Source organism: Chloroflexus sp. (assembly GCF_034432675.1).
Taxonomy (GTDB): domain Bacteria; phylum Chloroflexota; class Chloroflexia; order Chloroflexales; family Chloroflexaceae; genus Chloroflexus.
This window is the reverse complement of record NZ_DAOUBI010000078.1, coordinates 1-17,258: the sequence shown is the minus strand read 5'-3', so window position 1 is coordinate 17,258 and position 17,258 is coordinate 1. Positions and strand designations below refer to the sequence as shown.

Genomic DNA, 17,258 nt, shown 5'->3' with positions numbered 1-17,258 from the left:
AGATGCCCGCCGCTACGGACGGTACCGGGGCAGACGGACGGCGTGGGTCATGATGACCGCTGCGGGCGGTGATGGTCACACGGTTCGCACGGATGATCGCGTTCCCCCCGTTCGACGGGGCGGTAATCTGGTGCACCCTGACCGCAGCGCACGGGCTGATCTTGTCGCGCACGCCCGCCGGGATGGCGTGGTTGGGCAGCGTTGGCAGAGCGAAACGGTGCACTTGGTCATCAAGCGCACGTTTGGTGAACACGCTCCGTTCGCACAAACGCAGCCTGCAGCGGCGTGAGCCGATGAGCAACGGATTGGTTTCCACCATCCATCGGTACCTGCGTCTCAATGTATCCGATCGTTGCAACGAAGCAACGAGATACCGAAAGATCATGCGTGTACGTTTTAACAAAACATTTGTTCTAAAAATCCTTAACACACCCACAAACCCATGTGGGATAATGTGGGATAGTGTGGGATAATGTGTGATAACTGGTGTCAACCGATTCTGCCGATCAGGTATAATCTATTACGTGGTCATCAGTTTATCACGTATGAAATAAACTCTGTGAATACACCGTCTTCGACCTCTGTCGCCAACCTGCGCGCACTGGCCGATTTTGCCGAACGTGTGCGGGCAAATGTTGAACGGGTTATTATTGGCAAAACGGCAGCGATAGACTTACTGCTCATCGCGTTGATGTGTGGTGGGCACGTGTTGATTGAGGATGTCCCAGGGGTGGGCAAGACGATGCTGGCCCGCGCCCTGGCTCTATCGCTAGGATTGCGTTTTCAACGGGTTCAGTGTACTCCCGATCTGTTGCCCAATGACCTCACCGGTGTCAGTGTCTACCGCCCACAGAACGGGCAATTTGTCTTCCAGCCCGGCCCACTTTTCAGCCACGTGGTGCTGGTTGATGAGATCAATCGCGCAACACCGCGCACGCAGAGCGCCTTGCTCGAAGCGATGGGGGAAGGGCAGGTGAGTGTTGACGGTGTGACGCATCGTTTGCCAGAACCGTTTCTGGTCCTGGCTACCCAGAATCCGATTGAGTTTGAAGGTACGTTTCCCTTACCCGAAGCGCAGCTTGATCGCTTTCTGCTTCAGATTCAGCTCGGTTATCCCTCACCGGCTGATGAGTTGCAGATGTTGACGACGCTCACCAGCGATCATCCCATTACACAAGTGACGGCAGTGGTTGACGGGTCACAGATACCGGCATTGCAACGAATAGTCTACACCGTGCGCGTCGCACCGTCACTGCGTGAGTATCTGGTGCGGCTGGCGCAGCAGTTGCGTAGCCATCCCGATCTGGCGCTGGCGATGAGTCCACGGGCGACGCTGGCGCTGTTTCGTGCCGGGCAGGCCCGGGCAGCGCTGGCCGGACGCGATTATGTGTTGCCTGACGATTACAAGGCGCTGGCCGAGCCGGTGTTGAAGCATCGTCTGCTGGTGCGTCCGGCAGCCACAATCCGTGGCCGCACCAGTGCTGACGTTTTGGCCGAGGTGTTAGCCAGCGTGGAATTACCGCTAGAGTAGTGCTGTTTCGCCTGAAGAAGGAGCAACCACGATGGCAGTGTTGACGCTTACCCGTGATGGCCCAATTGCCACCCTTACGCTACAGCGACCAACCATTCACAATGCCTTCAACCCCGATGTGATCGCCGGAATTACTGAGGTCTGCACCGATCTACGCGATGATCCTGCTGTGCGAGTGCTGATCTTGCAGGGAGAGGGGCCATCATTCTGTGCCGGCGCCGATCTCAACTGGATGCAGGCCAGTCTCAACTATTCACGTGAAGAGAATCTGGCCGATGCTTCTCGCCTTGATGCGATGTTCACGGCCCTCGACACACTGCCGCAAGCGGTGGTTGCCAGGGTACACGGGGCAGCGCTCGGTGGTGGGGTGGGACTGGTCTGTTGCGCCGACTATGTGGTTGCGGCTGAAGAGGCCGTTTTTGGTTTGACCGAGGTGCGCCTGGGTCTGCTACCGGCGGTTATTGCCCGCTTTGTGACCGCGAAAATCGGCTTTGGGCATGCCCGTGCTCTGTTTGTGACCGGGCGTCGGATCAAGGCAGCGCAGGCGCTGGCGATTGGGCTGGTACACGAGGTAGTGCCGGCCGATCAACTCGATCAGGCTGTTGACCGTGTCGTGCGCGATTTGTTACAGGCCGGACCACGTGCGATAGCGATGAGTAAAGCGTTGTTGCAGGTGGTGCGCACCGGTTCACTCGATGAGGTGCGACGGCTGGCAATCGAAGCGATTGCCTCTGCTCGTACCGGTGCCGAGGGCCAGGCCGGGCTGCGGGCGTTTCTCAATCGTCAGTCACCACCGTGGGCACCAGAGCAGAAATAGACAGGCACCGGCCCTGGACTGAAGTTACGCTGGTACGGGAATGGAGCACCGGCTGATGCCTGTACTATGTGAACGATTGAACGAGTCAGTACCCGCGTTTGCCCCGCTCCTGCGGCCGCCGGATGAAAAGCCTGCCATTCGTCGGTGAGAGAGGGCTTGCGCGTCAAACATGCTCACAGTGACTGCTACGGTAGATAGTGAGATCCATCCTGCGATGGAGTATCTGGTGTGACGTATCCAATGAGCTTTGGTCGTAATCGCAACATCGCTTCTTGAAAAGGTGCTATCGTATGCCTGCATTCACTATTCGTCCCGCCATCGGCACCGATATACCTGATTTGGCCCGCTTGATCGTCGAATTGTATCACTCTGAATTGCCAGGTGCGCTCAGTGGCTGCCGGGCCGGACAAGAGCGGTTGTTAGCCTATACGCTGCATGCCAATGACGAAGCTGCCCTCACAAACAGGCTGGTGGTATGTGACGATCAGCAGCGGGTTATCGGTACCGGCATGCTGCAATTCCCCAACGAGCCGGCTTACGAGCGAGCGCCACAGGGAACGATTGCAGCAGCGGTGCGTGAGCTTGGGATCAGGCCAACCCTCAAACTGGCAAGTGTGGTGGTGCGTAGTCTGATAGGTGTGTATCATCATACCGATCCGCAGAGTGCCCTGATCCATTCGGTCGTGCTCACTGCTGTGGCCCGTGGTCAGGGGGCCGGGCAGACATTGATGGCAGCCCTCGAGGCGCAGATTAGATCACGTGGATTGACTCGATCCCGTTTGCAAGTGCTGGAGACCAATACTGCCGCCCAACGCTTCTATCGGCGGTGTGGGTATGATGAAATCTGGCGACTGGATGGCTGGCGTGCTCGCTTGGACTGGCCGAGCCTGGTGATGGAGAAGGTGCTGGCATAAATCACTGCTGAGTTGTCGGTATACATCCGGCCAGATCGTCATCAGGTTGTCGTCGCCGAACAAAACGTGATTGTAAACGGTCGCCCAATGGCTCCCGTTGGACAATAACTCTCGCAGAGCGGGCAAAAATTGCAGGCATCGGCATTGACAATCACTGCGTATCCATCACGGACTGCAACCGCGTGGGTTGGGCAGAGTGCCACGCAGAGACCACAGCCGTTGCAACGGTTGCGATCTATCTCTGGGAGTTGTGGCAAGTGGATTACAGAGCGAGTCGTGTTCATATCGTTCCTCCTATTCAGCATCTTCTGCAATCCACTATAATGAGAATAACGGTACGGTCGCAGTGACAATCGTCACAGTGCAGGTGGACATTGAACAACGAACGCATCGCTCAATTGCGCCGGGTGAGTTTTTGCACTCACCTCCCTGATACAGTATTGCAGGCACTGGCAGCCACGGCCTTCCCGCGCTCGTACCCCGCCGGTGCATTGATTGTCCTTGCCGGTGAGCCACCACAGGCAATGTACGCCGTGGTAGCGGGACGGGTCAAGCTAACCCGCATTGCGCCGAATGGCCGCGAACAGATCGTGAATGTCATGGGGCCGGGTCAGCACTTCAATGCAGTACCGATCTTCGATGAAGGGCCTTGCCCGGTGAATGTGGAAGCGATTACCGATGTTGATGTTCTGGAATTGCCGATCACGGCAATGCGGCAACTGGTGCATGAACACCCGGCGCTGGTGATGGCCCTGCTCCGGGAGTTTGCCACTCGCCTGCGCCACATGGTCAATCTGATCGATAACATTGCGCTACACAGCGTACAAGGCCGTCTGGCGCAGTTGCTGCTTAATCGGGCGATTGCTTCTGAAAAAGGCGAACTGGTGGCTCCGCTGACTCAGGCTGAAATGGCCGCTATGATCGGTACCGTGCGCGAGATGGTTAGTCGGACGCTGCACCAGTTTGAGATGCAGGGGATGATCCGTATCGAACGCGGCGCAATCGCGATTTGCGACCGCGCCGCGCTGGCCGCCTGTGCTGAGACCTAGATTCAGATTAGCCGCTTACACGCTGTAATGCCGCGATTGCCCCCCGACTGATCAGATCACTGTCGTTGACAATCGTGATGAACCGGAAGCCAAGCGCCGCCAGATCGACGGCCCATTCCGGGCTGGCGTAGATGCCGGCGACTAGGTGATGCCGTCGACAAACCTCAACCACCCGGCTGAGCGCTGCTCGGAAGGGTGGGGCTGCGAAATCCACCGGTACGGGAAGCCCTAAACTCAAGCTGAGATCAGCCGGCCCGACATAGAGGCCATCAATGCCCGGCACAGCAGCAATTGCCTCAAGCTGGTCAAGGGCGCCGGCCGTTTCGATCATCGGCATAATGAACGGTATGTGCGCCACCATAGCCGGTTCGGCTACCCCATACACAACGCCAACCCGCACCGGCCCATAACTCCGGATACCCTCTGGCGGAAAGCGACAGGCAGCAACCAGCGCCTGGGCATCGGCTGGGCCGGTAATCAACGGCGCAATAATCCCGGCAGCACCCCGATCCAGGGCACGCATAATCGCTGCCGGTTCGTTCCACGCTAGACGAACAAAGACCGGACACCGTCGGTCAATGGTATGCAGGATTTGCAATGCGGTTGGATCGTCGATCAAGCCGTGCTGCAGATCAATGGTGAGCGAGGGAAATCCGGCTGCGGCCAGTAATTCAGCGCTCCACGGGCTAGGAATGGTGAGCCACGCATTGTAGATCACAGCGTCGCTTGCCCAGCGTTGGCGAAGGTGATCAACCATAGCTTGTGTCTCCATACTATCAGCGAATATCTGCATGGTAGCACGGTTGGAGAGTGGGGAAAAGGGTCAGCGTAGGAGCAGAAGTTATCTTGTTAATCACTGACAGAATGATCGTGACGATCATACATAGCATCCCCGTGACCAGCAGGGTCAACGGCGTGCCACGCGCCTGATTGCGAGCACGACTGGCGCGTCAGTGTGGCTACTGCACTCCGCAAGCCGCGACACGTGCCCGACGAGCGGGCAAGGAAACCAACCCAGCGAGTGATAGCACCGTAGGCCGTCGCCAGCGCTGCTCGCTGCCATACCGATGTGCCGGGATCAGGATAGGCTGTCGTGGGTAATTGGTAAGCGTTCACGAGCCTGTGCGACCGTCTGGTAGCACGACCGCACAGCTTGATGAGATGCGTTCTCAACACATCACTGTAATACCCATTGAAAAAGAGGTTGTGACTTCTGTCACATTAACAACGAACACTCTTTGCTACGATTGGCTCAGTAAGGCTCAGGCTTAGACAGAAGGAGAAAACAAATGGTTCGCTCACTGATTATTGCAGTACTGGTAACCTTACTAGCCGGTTGTGCGGCTGCTCCTACTCCTATCGGTGTCCAGATGCCGGTCATGCCGACAGTTGCTCCAGCTATGGAAGTGACTAATGAGGTGATGTTGCCAGCCAATGCAGTTCCGGCGCCGGTTGGTTCCCGCCCGGCACAGACGGTAACCGTAGAGCTGACGACTCGTGAAGTGGTAGGTTATCTCGGTGATGGCAGTACCTATACGTTCTGGACGTTCAACGGCACGGTTCCTGGCCCAATGATCCGGGTACGGGTCGGTGATACCGTTGAACTCTCGCTCACCAATGCGCCTGACAGCCAGTTGCCGCACTCGATTGATCTACATGCAGTGACCGGCCCGGGTGGTGGGGCGGTGGCGACGCAGGTTGCTCCTGGTCAGACCAAGAGCTTCCGCTTCCAGGCACTTAACCCCGGTGTCTACGTGTACCACTGCGCAACGCCGCATATTCCGTCCCACATCGCCAATGGGATGTATGGGCTAATCGTCGTGGAACCTGAAGGTGGTCTGCCGCCGGTTGATCGCGAGTTCTACATTATGCAAGGTGATTTCTACACCCAACAAGCTCACGGCACCAAAGGCCATCTGGCCTTCAATCCGGTAGCGGTGAAGGACGAAAACCCGACCTATATCGTCTTCAACGGCCGGGCCGGTGGCTTAACAGGCGACAATGCGATGAAGGCACGGGTAGGTGAGACGGTACGGCTGTTTGTTGGCGTGGGTGGCCCGAACGTGAGCAGCAACTTCCACGTGATCGGTGAAATCTTCGACACCGTCTACGTCGAGGGTGGTAGCCTGCAGAACCATAATGTGCAGACAACGCTCATCCCGGCAGGTGGAGCGGTCATCATCGAGTTCAAAGTGGAAGTGCCGGGCACCTACATCCTGGTCGATCACGCCCTCAGCCGCTCGATTGACAAGGGTGCAATCGCCAAAATTGAGGTCAGTGGTGCCCCCAATCCAACAGTCTTCGACGCTCCAGAACTGAACACGGCCGGCCACTGAGATCAAGGTTCAGGTTCGTCGGTCACCGTCACCCCCAGCGCCCGCTCGATCCGGTCGAGACGGGCGCTGATCGTGCGTCGCCACGCCTCTTGTTCGACCAGATTGACGCGCGTGCGGTAAAGTATCTCTTCCTGTAACCGGCGTACACCCCCGACCCGGTCGGCCAGTAAGCCGATGAGAAAGATAATCAACGCCATTAAAACCAGGATACTCCCCACCAGCAAAGACTGATCATTGGTGGCCGAGAGCACACCCAGGCGCCGACCGATAAAGACGAACGCAGCCCATCCCAGCAACACAATACCTGGAGTCACGAAGAAGAGCGCAATGTAACTGAAGACTTTGAGGGGTTCGTAGGTCGTGTAGGTGCGGGCGATGATGGCGGCCTGCCGCTTGATAAAATTCCAGTTGCCGCGATGCAGGCGAGAGGGACGCTGCACAGGATTGGTCTTGATGGGAACCGCCACAATCGTGAGCCGGCGCTTACCGGCCTGGATCAGATTCTCAACCGTATACGAAAAATCGGAGGTTACAAAGGTGCGCAGCGCAGCTTCGCGTGACAGCGCCCGAAAACCCGACACGGTATCGGGCACATTTGTCTCGGATGCCCAGCGTACCACTGCGCTACCGATATGTTGTAACACCTTTTTCAGGGGAGAGAAATGCTCAATCTGATGCACCTGCCGGTCGCCAATCACAATGTCGGCCTTGCCGGCCAGGATCGGTGCAATCAGATAAGGAATTTCGCTCCCTGGATATTGATTGTCAGCATCGGTGTTGACAATAATATCGGCACCGAGACGCAACGCGGTATCGATACCGGTCTGGTATGCGGTTGCCAGCCCCTTGTTGGCAGTATGACGTACCACATGATCAGCACCGGCATTCAGGGCGACTGTAACCGTATCATCGGTACAGCCATCATCAATAATCAACACCTCAACCTGATCCACGCCGGGGATCTGCCGGGGAATAGCACGAATGACGTCGGCGATAGTATCACGTTCGTTGAGGGCCGGAATCTGCACTATCAGTTTCATGCCCGTCCTGCTTGCATATTGTCCGGTGTCGTAAGCCGGTGAGGGCTGCCACGCAGAGTGCCCCACCCTGCCTCGACGGGCAGCCCTGGTGGTTGCCCCTACCCTGGTTGAGAGGAACGCCACCAGGGTTGCCCCTGGCTTACCTCAACGGAGGAGAGCCTCATGAATTGTCCCTACTTGGCGCCGACCTCACCACGAATAAAGCGCTCGGTCAAATCGTGCGCTTCATAGTCGGTAAACTGGCGAGGCGGTGTCTTCATAAAATAGCTGCTGGGGCCGTAGAGTGCACCGGCAATCCCCCGGTCAAGGGCCAGTTTAGCACAGCGAATGGCGTCAATCACCACCCCCGCCGAGTTAGGCGAGTCCCACACCTCAAGCTTCAGCTCCAGATTGAGCGGCACGTCGCCGAAGGTGGTGCCTTCCATACGGATATAGCACCACTTGCGATCCCCCAGCCACGGCACATAGTCGCTCGGCCCGACGTGTACCTGTTCAGCCGGCAACTCGTACCCCAACTGTGAAGTGACGGCATTGGTCTTGCTGATCTTCTTGCTCTCCAGACGCTCACGTTCGAGCATGTTGAGAAAGTCGGTATTGCCGCCGAAATTCAACTGATAGGTACGGTCGAGACGAACGCCACGCTCCTTGAAGAGGGTTGTCAAAACGCGGTGCGTGATGGTTGCGCCGACTTGACTCTTGATGTCATCGCCGATAATTGGCAGCCCCTTCTCCTCGAAGCGGCGTCGCCAGTATTCCTGGCTGGCGATGAAGACTGGAATACAGTTGATAAATGCACAACCGGCATCGAGCACCTGCTCGACGTACCACTTGGTTGCCATCTCGCTGCCAACCGGCAGAAAATTGACGACAACATCCGTTTTTGTTTCGCGGAGAATACCCACAATATCGTCGGTATCGCGCTTCGATTTACGGATCACCGTACTGAGGTACTTACCGATCCCATCGTGGGTCATCCCACGTGATACCGGTACACCCAGCTTCGGTACATCGGCGAAGCGGTAGGTGTTGTTTGGTTCGGCGAAGATCGCCTCGGACAGATCACGATCAACCTTGGTATCGGCAATATCAAATGCCGCCGAGAACTCGATATCGCCAATGTGGTAGCCGCCCAGGTTGACGTGCATCAGACCAGGGATGTCATCGCCATCACGGGCATTGCGGTAGTAATGGACGCCCTGTACCAGTGAGGAGGCGCAATTGCCAACGCCAATAATCGCAACGCGGATCTTCTTGCTCACAGCGCTTCTTTCCTTTCAACACAGCTTTATGAGGCAGTAGCCGCAGCGTGGCGGCGTGGATCAACACGACATTGTACTCTTGTCGCGACACTTTGTAAAATGCCGCGTTGTGGTACGGTGCAGGTAAGGGGGGACCGGGCAGGAGTACGTGCAGCCTCTTCACAGGACGATGTGTTGTGCGATGCGCAGACGTTGCGCGAACGCTGCGATGGCACCCGGATTGCGCGAAACGACCGTGAAATCGTGCAATGGACGTGCATCTATACAGCGCACGGGCGTGCAGAAGCAACAAATCGGACGCGCCAGATGCCAGAGAGATACTATCCAGGCAATGTTACATCAAATCTGATACAGCCCATTGTAAGACACGCGATCTAACATGGAGCCTTTCTCTCGTATGACAATGTGAACGGGCAAATGCAGCGTCCGTAGGGTCGGGTTCGGAACCCGTCCCTACTGTACCTGGATGATGCACTGCTGGCACCGATAGGGGCACGGCATACCGTGCCCCTATCTACGCTAACAAGAACCCTTCAATGCCTCGCTAATGGTACACCTGAACGATGCACATTGTTGCGCAAGATGTGGCACGAAAGCCGTACCGGGTATCAGCGAGGCATCAAGCCACCCCGTTGACGATGAGCGGTCAGGAAGACCAGCGGCCCGCGCAGACAGCGCAACGAACGCTGAACGCCACGTGGTACCACCACTGCGATACCGGGGGCAAGCGCCACAGTCGTCTCATCGACCACCAGTTCGCCTTCTCCTTCGTAGATTGCCAGTAACACGTCAAGTTCCGCATTAACGTGAGGTGTAATCGTCGCTCCGGTCTTCAGGCGCATAAGATTCACATTCATCTGTTCACTGTTCACACTCCAGATCGCGCCATCGTGAGTCGCGGCTCGCATGACCGCTGCTACATCGATGACATGCTCTGCCGGCAATCCCATCACAATACTCCTTTCAGTCGCCAGATTCGGTACAATGCAATCAGACTGATCCCAATCCAGGCGATAACCATGAACAGCAGTTGTTGATTCGTTGCCTGTGCATCAGGGTAGTAGGGAATGAGTGACGGAGAGGGATCAACAACACCATCAATAGCATATGGTAACACGGTACGACCCTGCTGATCCTGACTAACCCATTGTGCACGCAACCGAAACCACCAATCTGCCACCACGTGTTGTTTCCAGTAGTTGCCTTCCCAGGCGACTGTTGGCGCCTGTATGTCGCGCATCAGTAGCTTCTGGTTGTGAATGAAATCGTTGTGATGCACGGTAATTACGGCATCACCCGTCGTAAGAATGAAGGTTGTCTCGTTGTCGGTAAATCGATTCTGGCGAATGTCTACAGTACCACTCCCGCCAATCGTGACGGCCCGTGGATTCTGGTGGAAGCGATTATCGGTGATCAGCAAACCGGTACTATTGTGAATCAGCAGAGCATCGGCATGTTGCGCTCGGAGCAGATTCTGGCGGATGGTCATCCGTGCACTGCTGGCCAGCTTTATTGCTGTCGTATTGTGTTCTAACGTATTCTGCTCAAACACAACGTCGCTGGCGGCAGGTAGGCATAGAGCTGCACTAAAGAAGGTTGCAGTGGCGCCCAGAACGGAAGGCGAACCGGCCAGGAGCGGGGTGACAAATGCTGTTTCAGTTGCCCGAATAACATTGCCCCGAATAACCCCACGCGGTGCATCATCAATCGCTATACCGGTCTGCACGGCAAGAATGGTGTTTAGCTCAATCCGTACTGCCGAGGCTTTCAGCACAGCAATCCCAATGCTGCGTTCTGGCAGCGTGCCATCAGGCCATCCGACAAGTGTGTTGTTTCTGACAATGGTGTAGGCTGCATCGCCATTCACACCGGCGCCATCACCAATCGTAATCCCGCGCATAAAGCGTTCAAAGCGATTGCTCTCAATAGTGACCGCATAAGCATGCACCAGAATCGCGACATCAACCGGTTGCATTCCTGTACGCTGGAAATTCAACCCTTGAACATGAACATTTGACGCAGTAATAGTCAGGGTTGTTCCGCTTCCACCACCATCGAGAACGGCACCGTGGCGACCACGCAGCGTCAATGGCCGGTCGATGACCCATTGGCCGATCTGAATACCGGGCAGTATCTCGATGATGGCACCGGCCGGCGCTGCGGCCAGCGCGTCGGTGAGCTGACTGTAATCTCCGCCTACACCTACGCGAATAATATGAACGACCCCGTTATCGTCAGCAGCTCCTACCGTTCGCGGTGCAGCGATGGCACGAACCGGAACAGCTATGATCCAGCATATGCAAAGCAAACTGACGAGTGTTTGCCACCAATGTCGTAATTTCATAGACCTGCTCTCATCACGCCTGTACTGCCTGTTTCTACAGTAGTGTTACAGGTAGGTTTTTGCTGTGAAAAAAGTCACAGCGAGCTTTGTCGCAGCATGCTATGCTGGGACACGAGGAAACTCGCTCGAACCACGTAGACAGCCTGACGGTAGTGCTGATAGAGACAGGGTTCACAGCAATGGGGAGATACGCCATGACCATATCAAGGTATGCTTTTGGGTTGCGAGTAGCATTCGCTGCCGGCGTCATGGTGATGCTGGTTAGCGCACTCTGGGCAGGCTTATTACGGATCGGCTGGGCTTTACCCTTCTCACCCATCGCGCTGGCTGCGCTCCATGGTCAGCTTTTCGTTGGCGGCATGCTCGGTACAGTCATTGGGCTGGAACGGGCGGTAGCGATTGGGCGCCCCTGGGCTTTTGCCGGGCCACTGTTGACCCTCAGCGGTGGATTGGGATTACTGCTGGGATTGCCGACTCCCCTCGCTACGTTGCTTATCAGTAGCGGCAGTTTTGGCCTGCTCATCATCTTTGCCACCCTGCTCAAGCGCCAACCGGCTCATTTCCTGATTACGATGGCGCTCGGTGGGCTGGCGTGGTTCGGCGGTAACCTGATCTGGCTTAGTGGCAAACCTTTAGCGCTGGCCTCACTCTGGTGGATCGGCTTTCTGACCCTGACCATCTTCGGTGAACGGCTGGAACTGGGCAGGCTGCGCCAGTTGCCGGTTCATGCGTTCTGGAGCTTTAGTCTGAGTGTCGGGTTGATCTGGTTGGGGCTGTTATGGTCATTGTTTGATTATGTCAATAGCTCGCGCATTGCCGGCCTCGGCTTACTGGGCAGTGGGTTGTGGTTATTAGCCTATGACATCGGACGCCGGACGATTCGCCGGCCTGGATTACCCCGCTTCAGCGCAACCTGTATGCTCTCAGGCAGTGCGTGGCTGGCAATTGGTGGCCTGCTGATGGTGGTGGTCGGCGGAGTCTATGGTGGCTTTCTTTACGATGCCATCCTGCACAGCGTCTTTGTCGGCTTTGTCTCTGCGATGATTTTTGGCCATGCTCCGATCATCATTCCCGCTCTGCTGAAGGTGCCGTTGCACTTTAGCAATTGGAGTTATCTGCCCCTGGGATTATTACACCTCTCACTGGTGCTACGTGTGTTCGGTGATCTGCTGATGGTGATCGAACTACGGCGCTGGGGTGGGATGTTGAATGCGGTGAGTATTGTGGTGTTTCTGCTGATCACGGCGGGGAGTGTACTCGTCGCCCGCCGGCAGCGGGTGGCGGTAGCGAATGACGAAACCGGGGTTCAGTATCGCGAGTCGCCAGGTCACTGAACGCTCACGAACCCACCATCCTTGCCCATGCGCTCATTCGGTTAGCGGTGTTTCGCAGGAGTCTCTTTGACGGCAGATCACAGCGAGACGCCTCACGCACCGGTGTGCGGATATGGTGGTGACAGTACGGCGAAGTCATCTTCGTTCTAACGATCATCCCCCCTTGCCGAACTGCCCGCTCTCCAGACGCTCACGAAAGGCATTCATCACCATCGTCCGTAGAAAGGATGTATCCAGATAGTGCAAGATAATCCTGGCCTTAACATCAGCAAAGATGTCAGAGTCTCGACAAAACAACAGTCTCCCCTCGGCAATAACCCGGTAGGCGAGCAGGGGATTACGTTCAAGCGCCACGTTTAGCACACATAGATCAACGGTTCGACCGAGCGCTGTCTCCAGGGAAGCAGCGAGTTTTCCTGTTTCCAGGAGTGACCAGGGACAGGTAACGTAGATACCAATATCTGCATCGCTCCAGGGGTGCGCTGTATTTCTCGCCAGCGAACCGAAGAGCATAGCAAAAACGATTGAGTCATGGGCTTCCGGCAGAGCATGCGCTTGTTCCAATTGTGTCATTGTTTCAGACTGTTCTATACTGAATAACCACTGTTCGCGAGAAGCGAACAGATTCTCCGCTTTGTAGATGCTCTAAACGTGTTTAGCACAACAACTGGCGATAGTTACCAGCGCTTTGCTCCATCGTTATCCGCCAATACCGGCGCATTCCCCAGGCATCTACGGTGTGTTCAGTATAGCGCTTCTCCCCAACGGTGGCAATTGCCATGCTAGAAGTCTGATCTGTCAGACGGTGCAGGTCTACGCCTGGTAGCGCGAAGTGGCCGGCTCACCGTAACCTATCCCACTCTAGTCACAGAGATGAACCGGTGCAGAAGTATTGCCTCCACCCTCGATGCAACATCGGGTTCTGACGACTGATAGATTACCCTGATCGCCTAACCACCGTCTGGGGTTGGTGTCGGCTCGACTTCCGGTGACGGTTCGGGAGAGGGTGATGTGGTCGGGGTGGGCGTCGGCTCTGGGATAATCACCACTGTCACGGTTGGTGCTTCACCCACGATGCTGACTCCATCAGGCAGCAGGGGTTGGACAGAGAACTGATAGGCACCAGGAGCAAGTCCGCTGACGTTAATGGTAGCTTCCAGCGGCATCGCCGCCAGGGCATTCAGTTGGGTACTGGTACCGGCGAAGGTTATCTCAACGACCTCTGGTGACACGGTGACAAGGAGACCATTTTCTAAACCGTCGATCACAATCTCGACCGGTAAGCGGACCTGAAATGGCAAGGTAATTGGCGTGATCTCAACCGTTACCCGCACAGCGTTCGACTCGCCCTGAGCCGGAGAAGTACCGGTCGGGATGATTAACGGTACAATGCGCACCACCGTCTCACGGGCGTTGGCGATATCGATAGCTTCTGTCTGCAACAGGTTGATCGCGTCAAGCGGGCCAGAACTACCGGTAAGGGTGATTAATGGCGGATCAACCTTGATATCGGTAACGGCAAATCCCGGCGCCGGTGAGCCGATGACAATCGGCGAAACCGGCACCAGCCGCAGACCAACGACCGGATTAATCGGGATCACGACAGTCACCGTTGCCGGTCGAACCTGCACCCCTTCAACCGACTGATTATTGTTGTCAACCGGCGTCAGGTTCAACGGTGCAACATACGATGCGCGAAGTTGCGCGATATTGGCCACAGTCCGCACCGCCGCCACCCGCACAACCCGACTTTGCGGACCACTCACCGTTACGGTGTCAATCAAATTACCGTTGTAGCGTATCTCTGGATCGCCGCGCTCGAAACTAAACGGTGGCGAACCGACGATTTCAAGACGAATGGGAACGGTCACAGTTTCTACCGGCTCGATACGTATACCAATTGTAGACGGTTCGATCCCTCCCGCCGGCACACTGAACGAGAGATTACTGCGCGTTGGTTGAACATTGATCGGCACCAGGTGATCACCGGGACCGAGATTACTCAGATCGGCCACAACCCGGATATCAACCGGACGTAACTCCGAGCGCTGTCGGCGATCAGTGCGGAGAGTGACGTCAACGAGCGGAAATGAGGTTGTCGGCAACCCATTCGCATCAACGATCACCATATCTTCAGCCAGGCCAACGATCTGGAGCGTGAGGTCCTCGAAACGGGCCGTCTCTTCAGGATTCTCGCTGAAAGAAACAAACAACCAGAGGGCAAAGCTCAGACCAAAGGCCAGGAACGCCCGCAACACAATTGAACGCACACCATTCATGCCGCCCTCTTCGCTTCTTTCTCAACCGGCACCTGCATCAGATCGGCCAGCATTGTCCGCAGCCGCGTCTCGGTTAAATAGCTCACCATGCGGCCATCACTGACGAGCGAGATAGCACCGGTCTCTTCTGAGACAACGACGGCCAGTGCATCAGTCTGCTCGGTAATTCCCTTGGCCGCACGGTGGCGCGTACCGTACCGTCGTGGCCCGGAAATATCTTCGCTAAGCGGTAGCACAACATTGGCAGCCAGAATCCGATTCCCGCGAATGATTACTGCCATATCGTGCAAGGGTGAGTTGGGAAAGAAAATATTGAGTAAAAGCGGCGTGGAAATACGCGAGTCGAGAATCACACCACGGTCGGCAAATTCCTGCAACTGGGTGCGACGTTCAATCACAATCAGCGCCCCAACCCCCTGCTGCGAGAGCTGGGCTGCTGCGCGACTGATCACCGTAATCGTCTCCAACAGCTCAGAGCGATTGGCACCACCAAACGGTCGCCCGAAGAGATCGCTCGACCGACCGAGGCTCTCTAGCGCCCGTCGCAACTCTGGCTGGAAAAGAACGGGAATAGCAACGATCAATGCCGGCGAGATGACATTCACGATCAACCAGGTGAGGAGCGTAAGCCGATCACTGGCGATAGCAGGCATCAGAAAAGCGATAGCCAGCAAAATACCAACCCCGCGCAGCAACTGGACAGCGCGCGTGCCGCGCACAATGCCCAACAGCCAGTAAAAGAAGGCTGTAACAATGAAAATGTCGATCAGCGCGAATGGTGAGGTAAGCGGATTTAACCGCGTCCAGAGACGCTCAAGCTCTATCATTGTTAACTCTGTGGCGGCGCCGACTTACGTTGCTCTAACATACGATTGGCGGCACTTAACATAGCTTCTACCCGTTCTGCTTCGATTCCCGGCATCTTCAGCATTCGCCGGCAGAGCTGGCTGGCCTGGCCGTATTCCTCACGTCGCATCAGCATATCGTAGAGCATGTAGTAGGCTTCCAGGTCTTGTTGATCAAGCCCAATGATCTGATGTAGTTCAGCGATAGCATTATCGTAATCGCGTTGTTGGGCAAAGATACGGGCAATCTGCTTCTTCTCGCTGATAGCCTCTTTTGTGCGACGGGCCAGCGTATGCATGAGGGCCAGCCATTGACGGGCATCAATGTCGTTCGGTGCGATCTGAACAATCCGATCATACATCTCCCGCGCCCGCTCGTGATCGCTGAGCATCCAGTAGGTCTGGGCAACTTCCTGCAACGAGGCGACCGCATCTTTTAGTTGACCGGCCCGCTTTTGTAATTCACTCACCCGTACCAGGCCGGTCAGTCCTTGATCGAGATAGCCACGGCGCAGTTGCATGCGAGCCAGGCGACTACCCATGCCGATATGATTCGGCGCCAGCCGTACCGCATATTCGAGCATTTCAATCGCCCGATCAAGCTGTTGCCGTTCCTCGTAATAGGTAGCCATTTCGTCAAGCTGCGCAAGCGCCTCGGCCAGTTTTCCCTGCCGGAAATAGACTTCTGCCAGTTTGGTGTAGATCGCACGATCGTAAGGCAACAATCGCTTCGCCTCTACCAGCGCCTGCTCAGCACCGACCAGATCGTCACTCACCGCATAAGCTTCGGCCATTCGTCGCACCAGATCGGCACGTGAGGGCGGGATTGCAAAAGGATGGCGTAACGTTGGATTGGGGGAAATCTGGTCGGCAACAGCCTGACCACGGCGGAGTTGTTCAAGCGCTTCTTCTGCCTTTCCAAGCGCAATATAACTATCGGCAGTTGCCTGATAAACCAGGGCCGGCGGGAGCATCGGATCGGGTTCACTCGCCAGTAAGGCTTGTACCTGATCCAGCTCCAGTAAGGCCATATTGTGTTGTTCGTGCTGTTGCTGAATAATTGCCAGCATGTAGTGCAGCAGAGCGCGATCCTCAATTAAGAAGGCCGCACGATACTCTGCCTGCACAGCGGCAAACTCGCCTGGCTGTTTTTTCAATTGGGCCAGCACCGTCGCCAGCGAGTCCCAAATAACAGCGGGTTGCTCACCCATCAACGCCAGCGTGATATTCAATCGCGCCAGTGCGACGGGGTCATCGGGAGAACCCAATTCCAGCGCCTGCCGAAACTCATCGAGGGCAGCTTCAAACCGTTCGAGTTTCAGCAGGGCCAGACCGTACTGTGCATGCACTTCCCGATGTTTTGGTGCCCATTGCAGCAAACGCCGAAACTCTTCCAGCGCTTTATTGGTCTGTCCAAGCCGAAAATAGGTATTTGCTACCTGAAGTAGTTGCTCAACCGCCTCGTCAATACGTCCGGTTTGTCTCAACAAGTCGGCCAGTTTCGAGCGCG

At 56.1% G+C, this 17,258-nt stretch carries 18 protein-coding genes; 6 read left to right on the top strand and 12 right to left on the bottom strand.

Annotated elements, in window-relative coordinates; translation table 11 throughout:
• Positions 1 to 319 (bottom strand): hypothetical protein (locus VAE55_RS06335; RefSeq protein ID WP_322814958.1); only part of this gene is annotated, 319 nt, incomplete at its 3' end.
• A 240-nt stretch (positions 320 to 559) separates the two neighbouring features.
• On the opposite strand from VAE55_RS06335, the gene VAE55_RS06330 reads away from it, so the two are divergent.
• From VAE55_RS06330 to VAE55_RS06320, 3 genes are all read left to right on the top strand, one after another.
• Positions 560 to 1,531, top strand: a complete 972-nt coding sequence (locus tag VAE55_RS06330; RefSeq protein ID WP_322814957.1) for a MoxR family ATPase — start codon at positions 560 to 562, stop codon at positions 1,529 to 1,531.
• 31 nt (positions 1,532 to 1,562) lie between these two features.
• The gene (locus VAE55_RS06325) at positions 1,563 to 2,348 is read left to right on the top strand and encodes an enoyl-CoA hydratase-related protein (RefSeq protein ID WP_322814956.1); all 786 of its coding nucleotides are present in this window, start codon (positions 1,563 to 1,565) and stop codon (positions 2,346 to 2,348) included.
• A gap of 290 nt (positions 2,349 to 2,638) precedes the next feature.
• A complete protein-coding gene (locus VAE55_RS06320) occupies positions 2,639 to 3,262 on the top strand; it encodes a GNAT family N-acetyltransferase (protein ID WP_322814955.1) in 624 nt (207 codons plus the stop codon).
• A 41-nt stretch (positions 3,263 to 3,303) separates the two neighbouring features.
• Here the strand turns inward: VAE55_RS06320 and VAE55_RS06315 are convergent, their stop codons facing one another.
• Positions 3,304 to 3,546: an ATP-binding protein gene (locus tag VAE55_RS06315; protein WP_322814954.1), complete on the bottom strand. Its 243-nt coding sequence runs from the start codon at positions 3,544 to 3,546 to the stop codon at positions 3,304 to 3,306.
• 90 nt (positions 3,547 to 3,636) lie between these two features.
• Between VAE55_RS06315 and VAE55_RS06310 the strand changes: the two genes are divergently transcribed.
• Positions 3,637 to 4,311 carry a Crp/Fnr family transcriptional regulator gene (locus VAE55_RS06310; RefSeq protein ID WP_322814953.1) on the top strand — a complete coding sequence of 225 codons (675 nt, stop codon included), beginning with the start codon at positions 3,637 to 3,639 and terminating at the stop codon, positions 4,309 to 4,311.
• A gap of 7 nt (positions 4,312 to 4,318) precedes the next feature.
• Here VAE55_RS06310 and VAE55_RS06305 read toward each other — a convergent pair whose 3' ends face one another.
• Positions 4,319 to 5,068, bottom strand: coding sequence for an HpcH/HpaI aldolase family protein (locus tag VAE55_RS06305; RefSeq protein ID WP_322814952.1), 750 nt, complete (start codon positions 5,066 to 5,068; stop codon positions 4,319 to 4,321).
• A gap of 92 nt (positions 5,069 to 5,160) precedes the next feature.
• Positions 5,161 to 5,427 carry a hypothetical protein gene (locus VAE55_RS06300; RefSeq protein WP_322814951.1) on the bottom strand — a complete coding sequence of 89 codons (267 nt, stop codon included), beginning with the start codon at positions 5,425 to 5,427 and terminating at the stop codon, positions 5,161 to 5,163.
• A 173-nt stretch (positions 5,428 to 5,600) separates the two neighbouring features.
• On the opposite strand from VAE55_RS06300, the gene nirK reads away from it, so the two are divergent.
• A complete protein-coding gene (gene nirK, locus VAE55_RS06295) occupies positions 5,601 to 6,647 on the top strand; it encodes a copper-containing nitrite reductase (RefSeq protein WP_322814950.1) in 1,047 nt (348 codons plus the stop codon).
• A 2-nt stretch (positions 6,648 to 6,649) separates the two neighbouring features.
• Here nirK and VAE55_RS06290 read toward each other — a convergent pair whose 3' ends face one another.
• From VAE55_RS06290 to VAE55_RS06275, 4 genes are all read right to left on the bottom strand, one after another.
• A complete protein-coding gene (locus tag VAE55_RS06290) occupies positions 6,650 to 7,687 on the bottom strand; it encodes a glycosyltransferase family 2 protein (RefSeq protein WP_322814949.1) in 1,038 nt (345 codons plus the stop codon).
• A gap of 173 nt (positions 7,688 to 7,860) precedes the next feature.
• Positions 7,861 to 8,946 carry an inositol-3-phosphate synthase gene (locus VAE55_RS06285; protein ID WP_322814948.1) on the bottom strand — a complete coding sequence of 362 codons (1,086 nt, stop codon included), beginning with the start codon at positions 8,944 to 8,946 and terminating at the stop codon, positions 7,861 to 7,863.
• Positions 8,947 to 9,554: 608 nt separating this feature from the next.
• Entirely contained in the window at positions 9,555 to 9,896 is a 342-nt protein-coding gene (locus VAE55_RS06280) for a cupin domain-containing protein (protein WP_322814947.1), read from the bottom strand.
• Positions 9,896 to 11,290 (bottom strand): right-handed parallel beta-helix repeat-containing protein, encoded by a 1,395-nt coding sequence (locus VAE55_RS06275; RefSeq protein WP_322814946.1) that lies wholly within the window; start codon positions 11,288 to 11,290, stop codon positions 9,896 to 9,898. The genes VAE55_RS06280 and VAE55_RS06275 overlap by 1 nt, the downstream gene beginning before the upstream one ends.
• A gap of 194 nt (positions 11,291 to 11,484) precedes the next feature.
• On the opposite strand from VAE55_RS06275, the gene VAE55_RS06270 reads away from it, so the two are divergent.
• On the top strand, positions 11,485 to 12,624 hold the full coding sequence (locus VAE55_RS06270) for a hypothetical protein (protein ID WP_322814945.1): 1,140 nt from the start codon (positions 11,485 to 11,487) through the stop codon (positions 12,622 to 12,624).
• Positions 12,625 to 12,777: 153 nt separating this feature from the next.
• Here VAE55_RS06270 and mntA read toward each other — a convergent pair whose 3' ends face one another.
• From mntA to VAE55_RS06250, 4 genes are all read right to left on the bottom strand, one after another.
• A complete protein-coding gene (mntA, locus tag VAE55_RS06265; RefSeq protein WP_322814944.1) occupies positions 12,778 to 13,197 on the bottom strand; it encodes a type VII toxin-antitoxin system MntA family adenylyltransferase antitoxin in 420 nt (139 codons plus the stop codon).
• Positions 13,198 to 13,574: 377 nt separating this feature from the next.
• Positions 13,575 to 14,903, bottom strand: a complete 1,329-nt coding sequence (locus VAE55_RS06260) for a YbbR-like domain-containing protein (protein WP_322814943.1) — start codon at positions 14,901 to 14,903, stop codon at positions 13,575 to 13,577.
• Positions 14,900 to 15,730, bottom strand: coding sequence for a diadenylate cyclase CdaA (gene cdaA / locus VAE55_RS06255; RefSeq protein WP_322814942.1), 831 nt, complete (start codon positions 15,728 to 15,730; stop codon positions 14,900 to 14,902). The genes VAE55_RS06260 and cdaA overlap by 4 nt, the downstream gene beginning before the upstream one ends.
• Before the next feature lie 2 nt (positions 15,731 to 15,732).
• Positions 15,733 to 17,258, bottom strand: a 1,526-nt coding sequence (locus VAE55_RS06250; RefSeq protein ID WP_322814941.1) for a tetratricopeptide repeat protein, incomplete at its 5' end; no start/stop codon positions are given.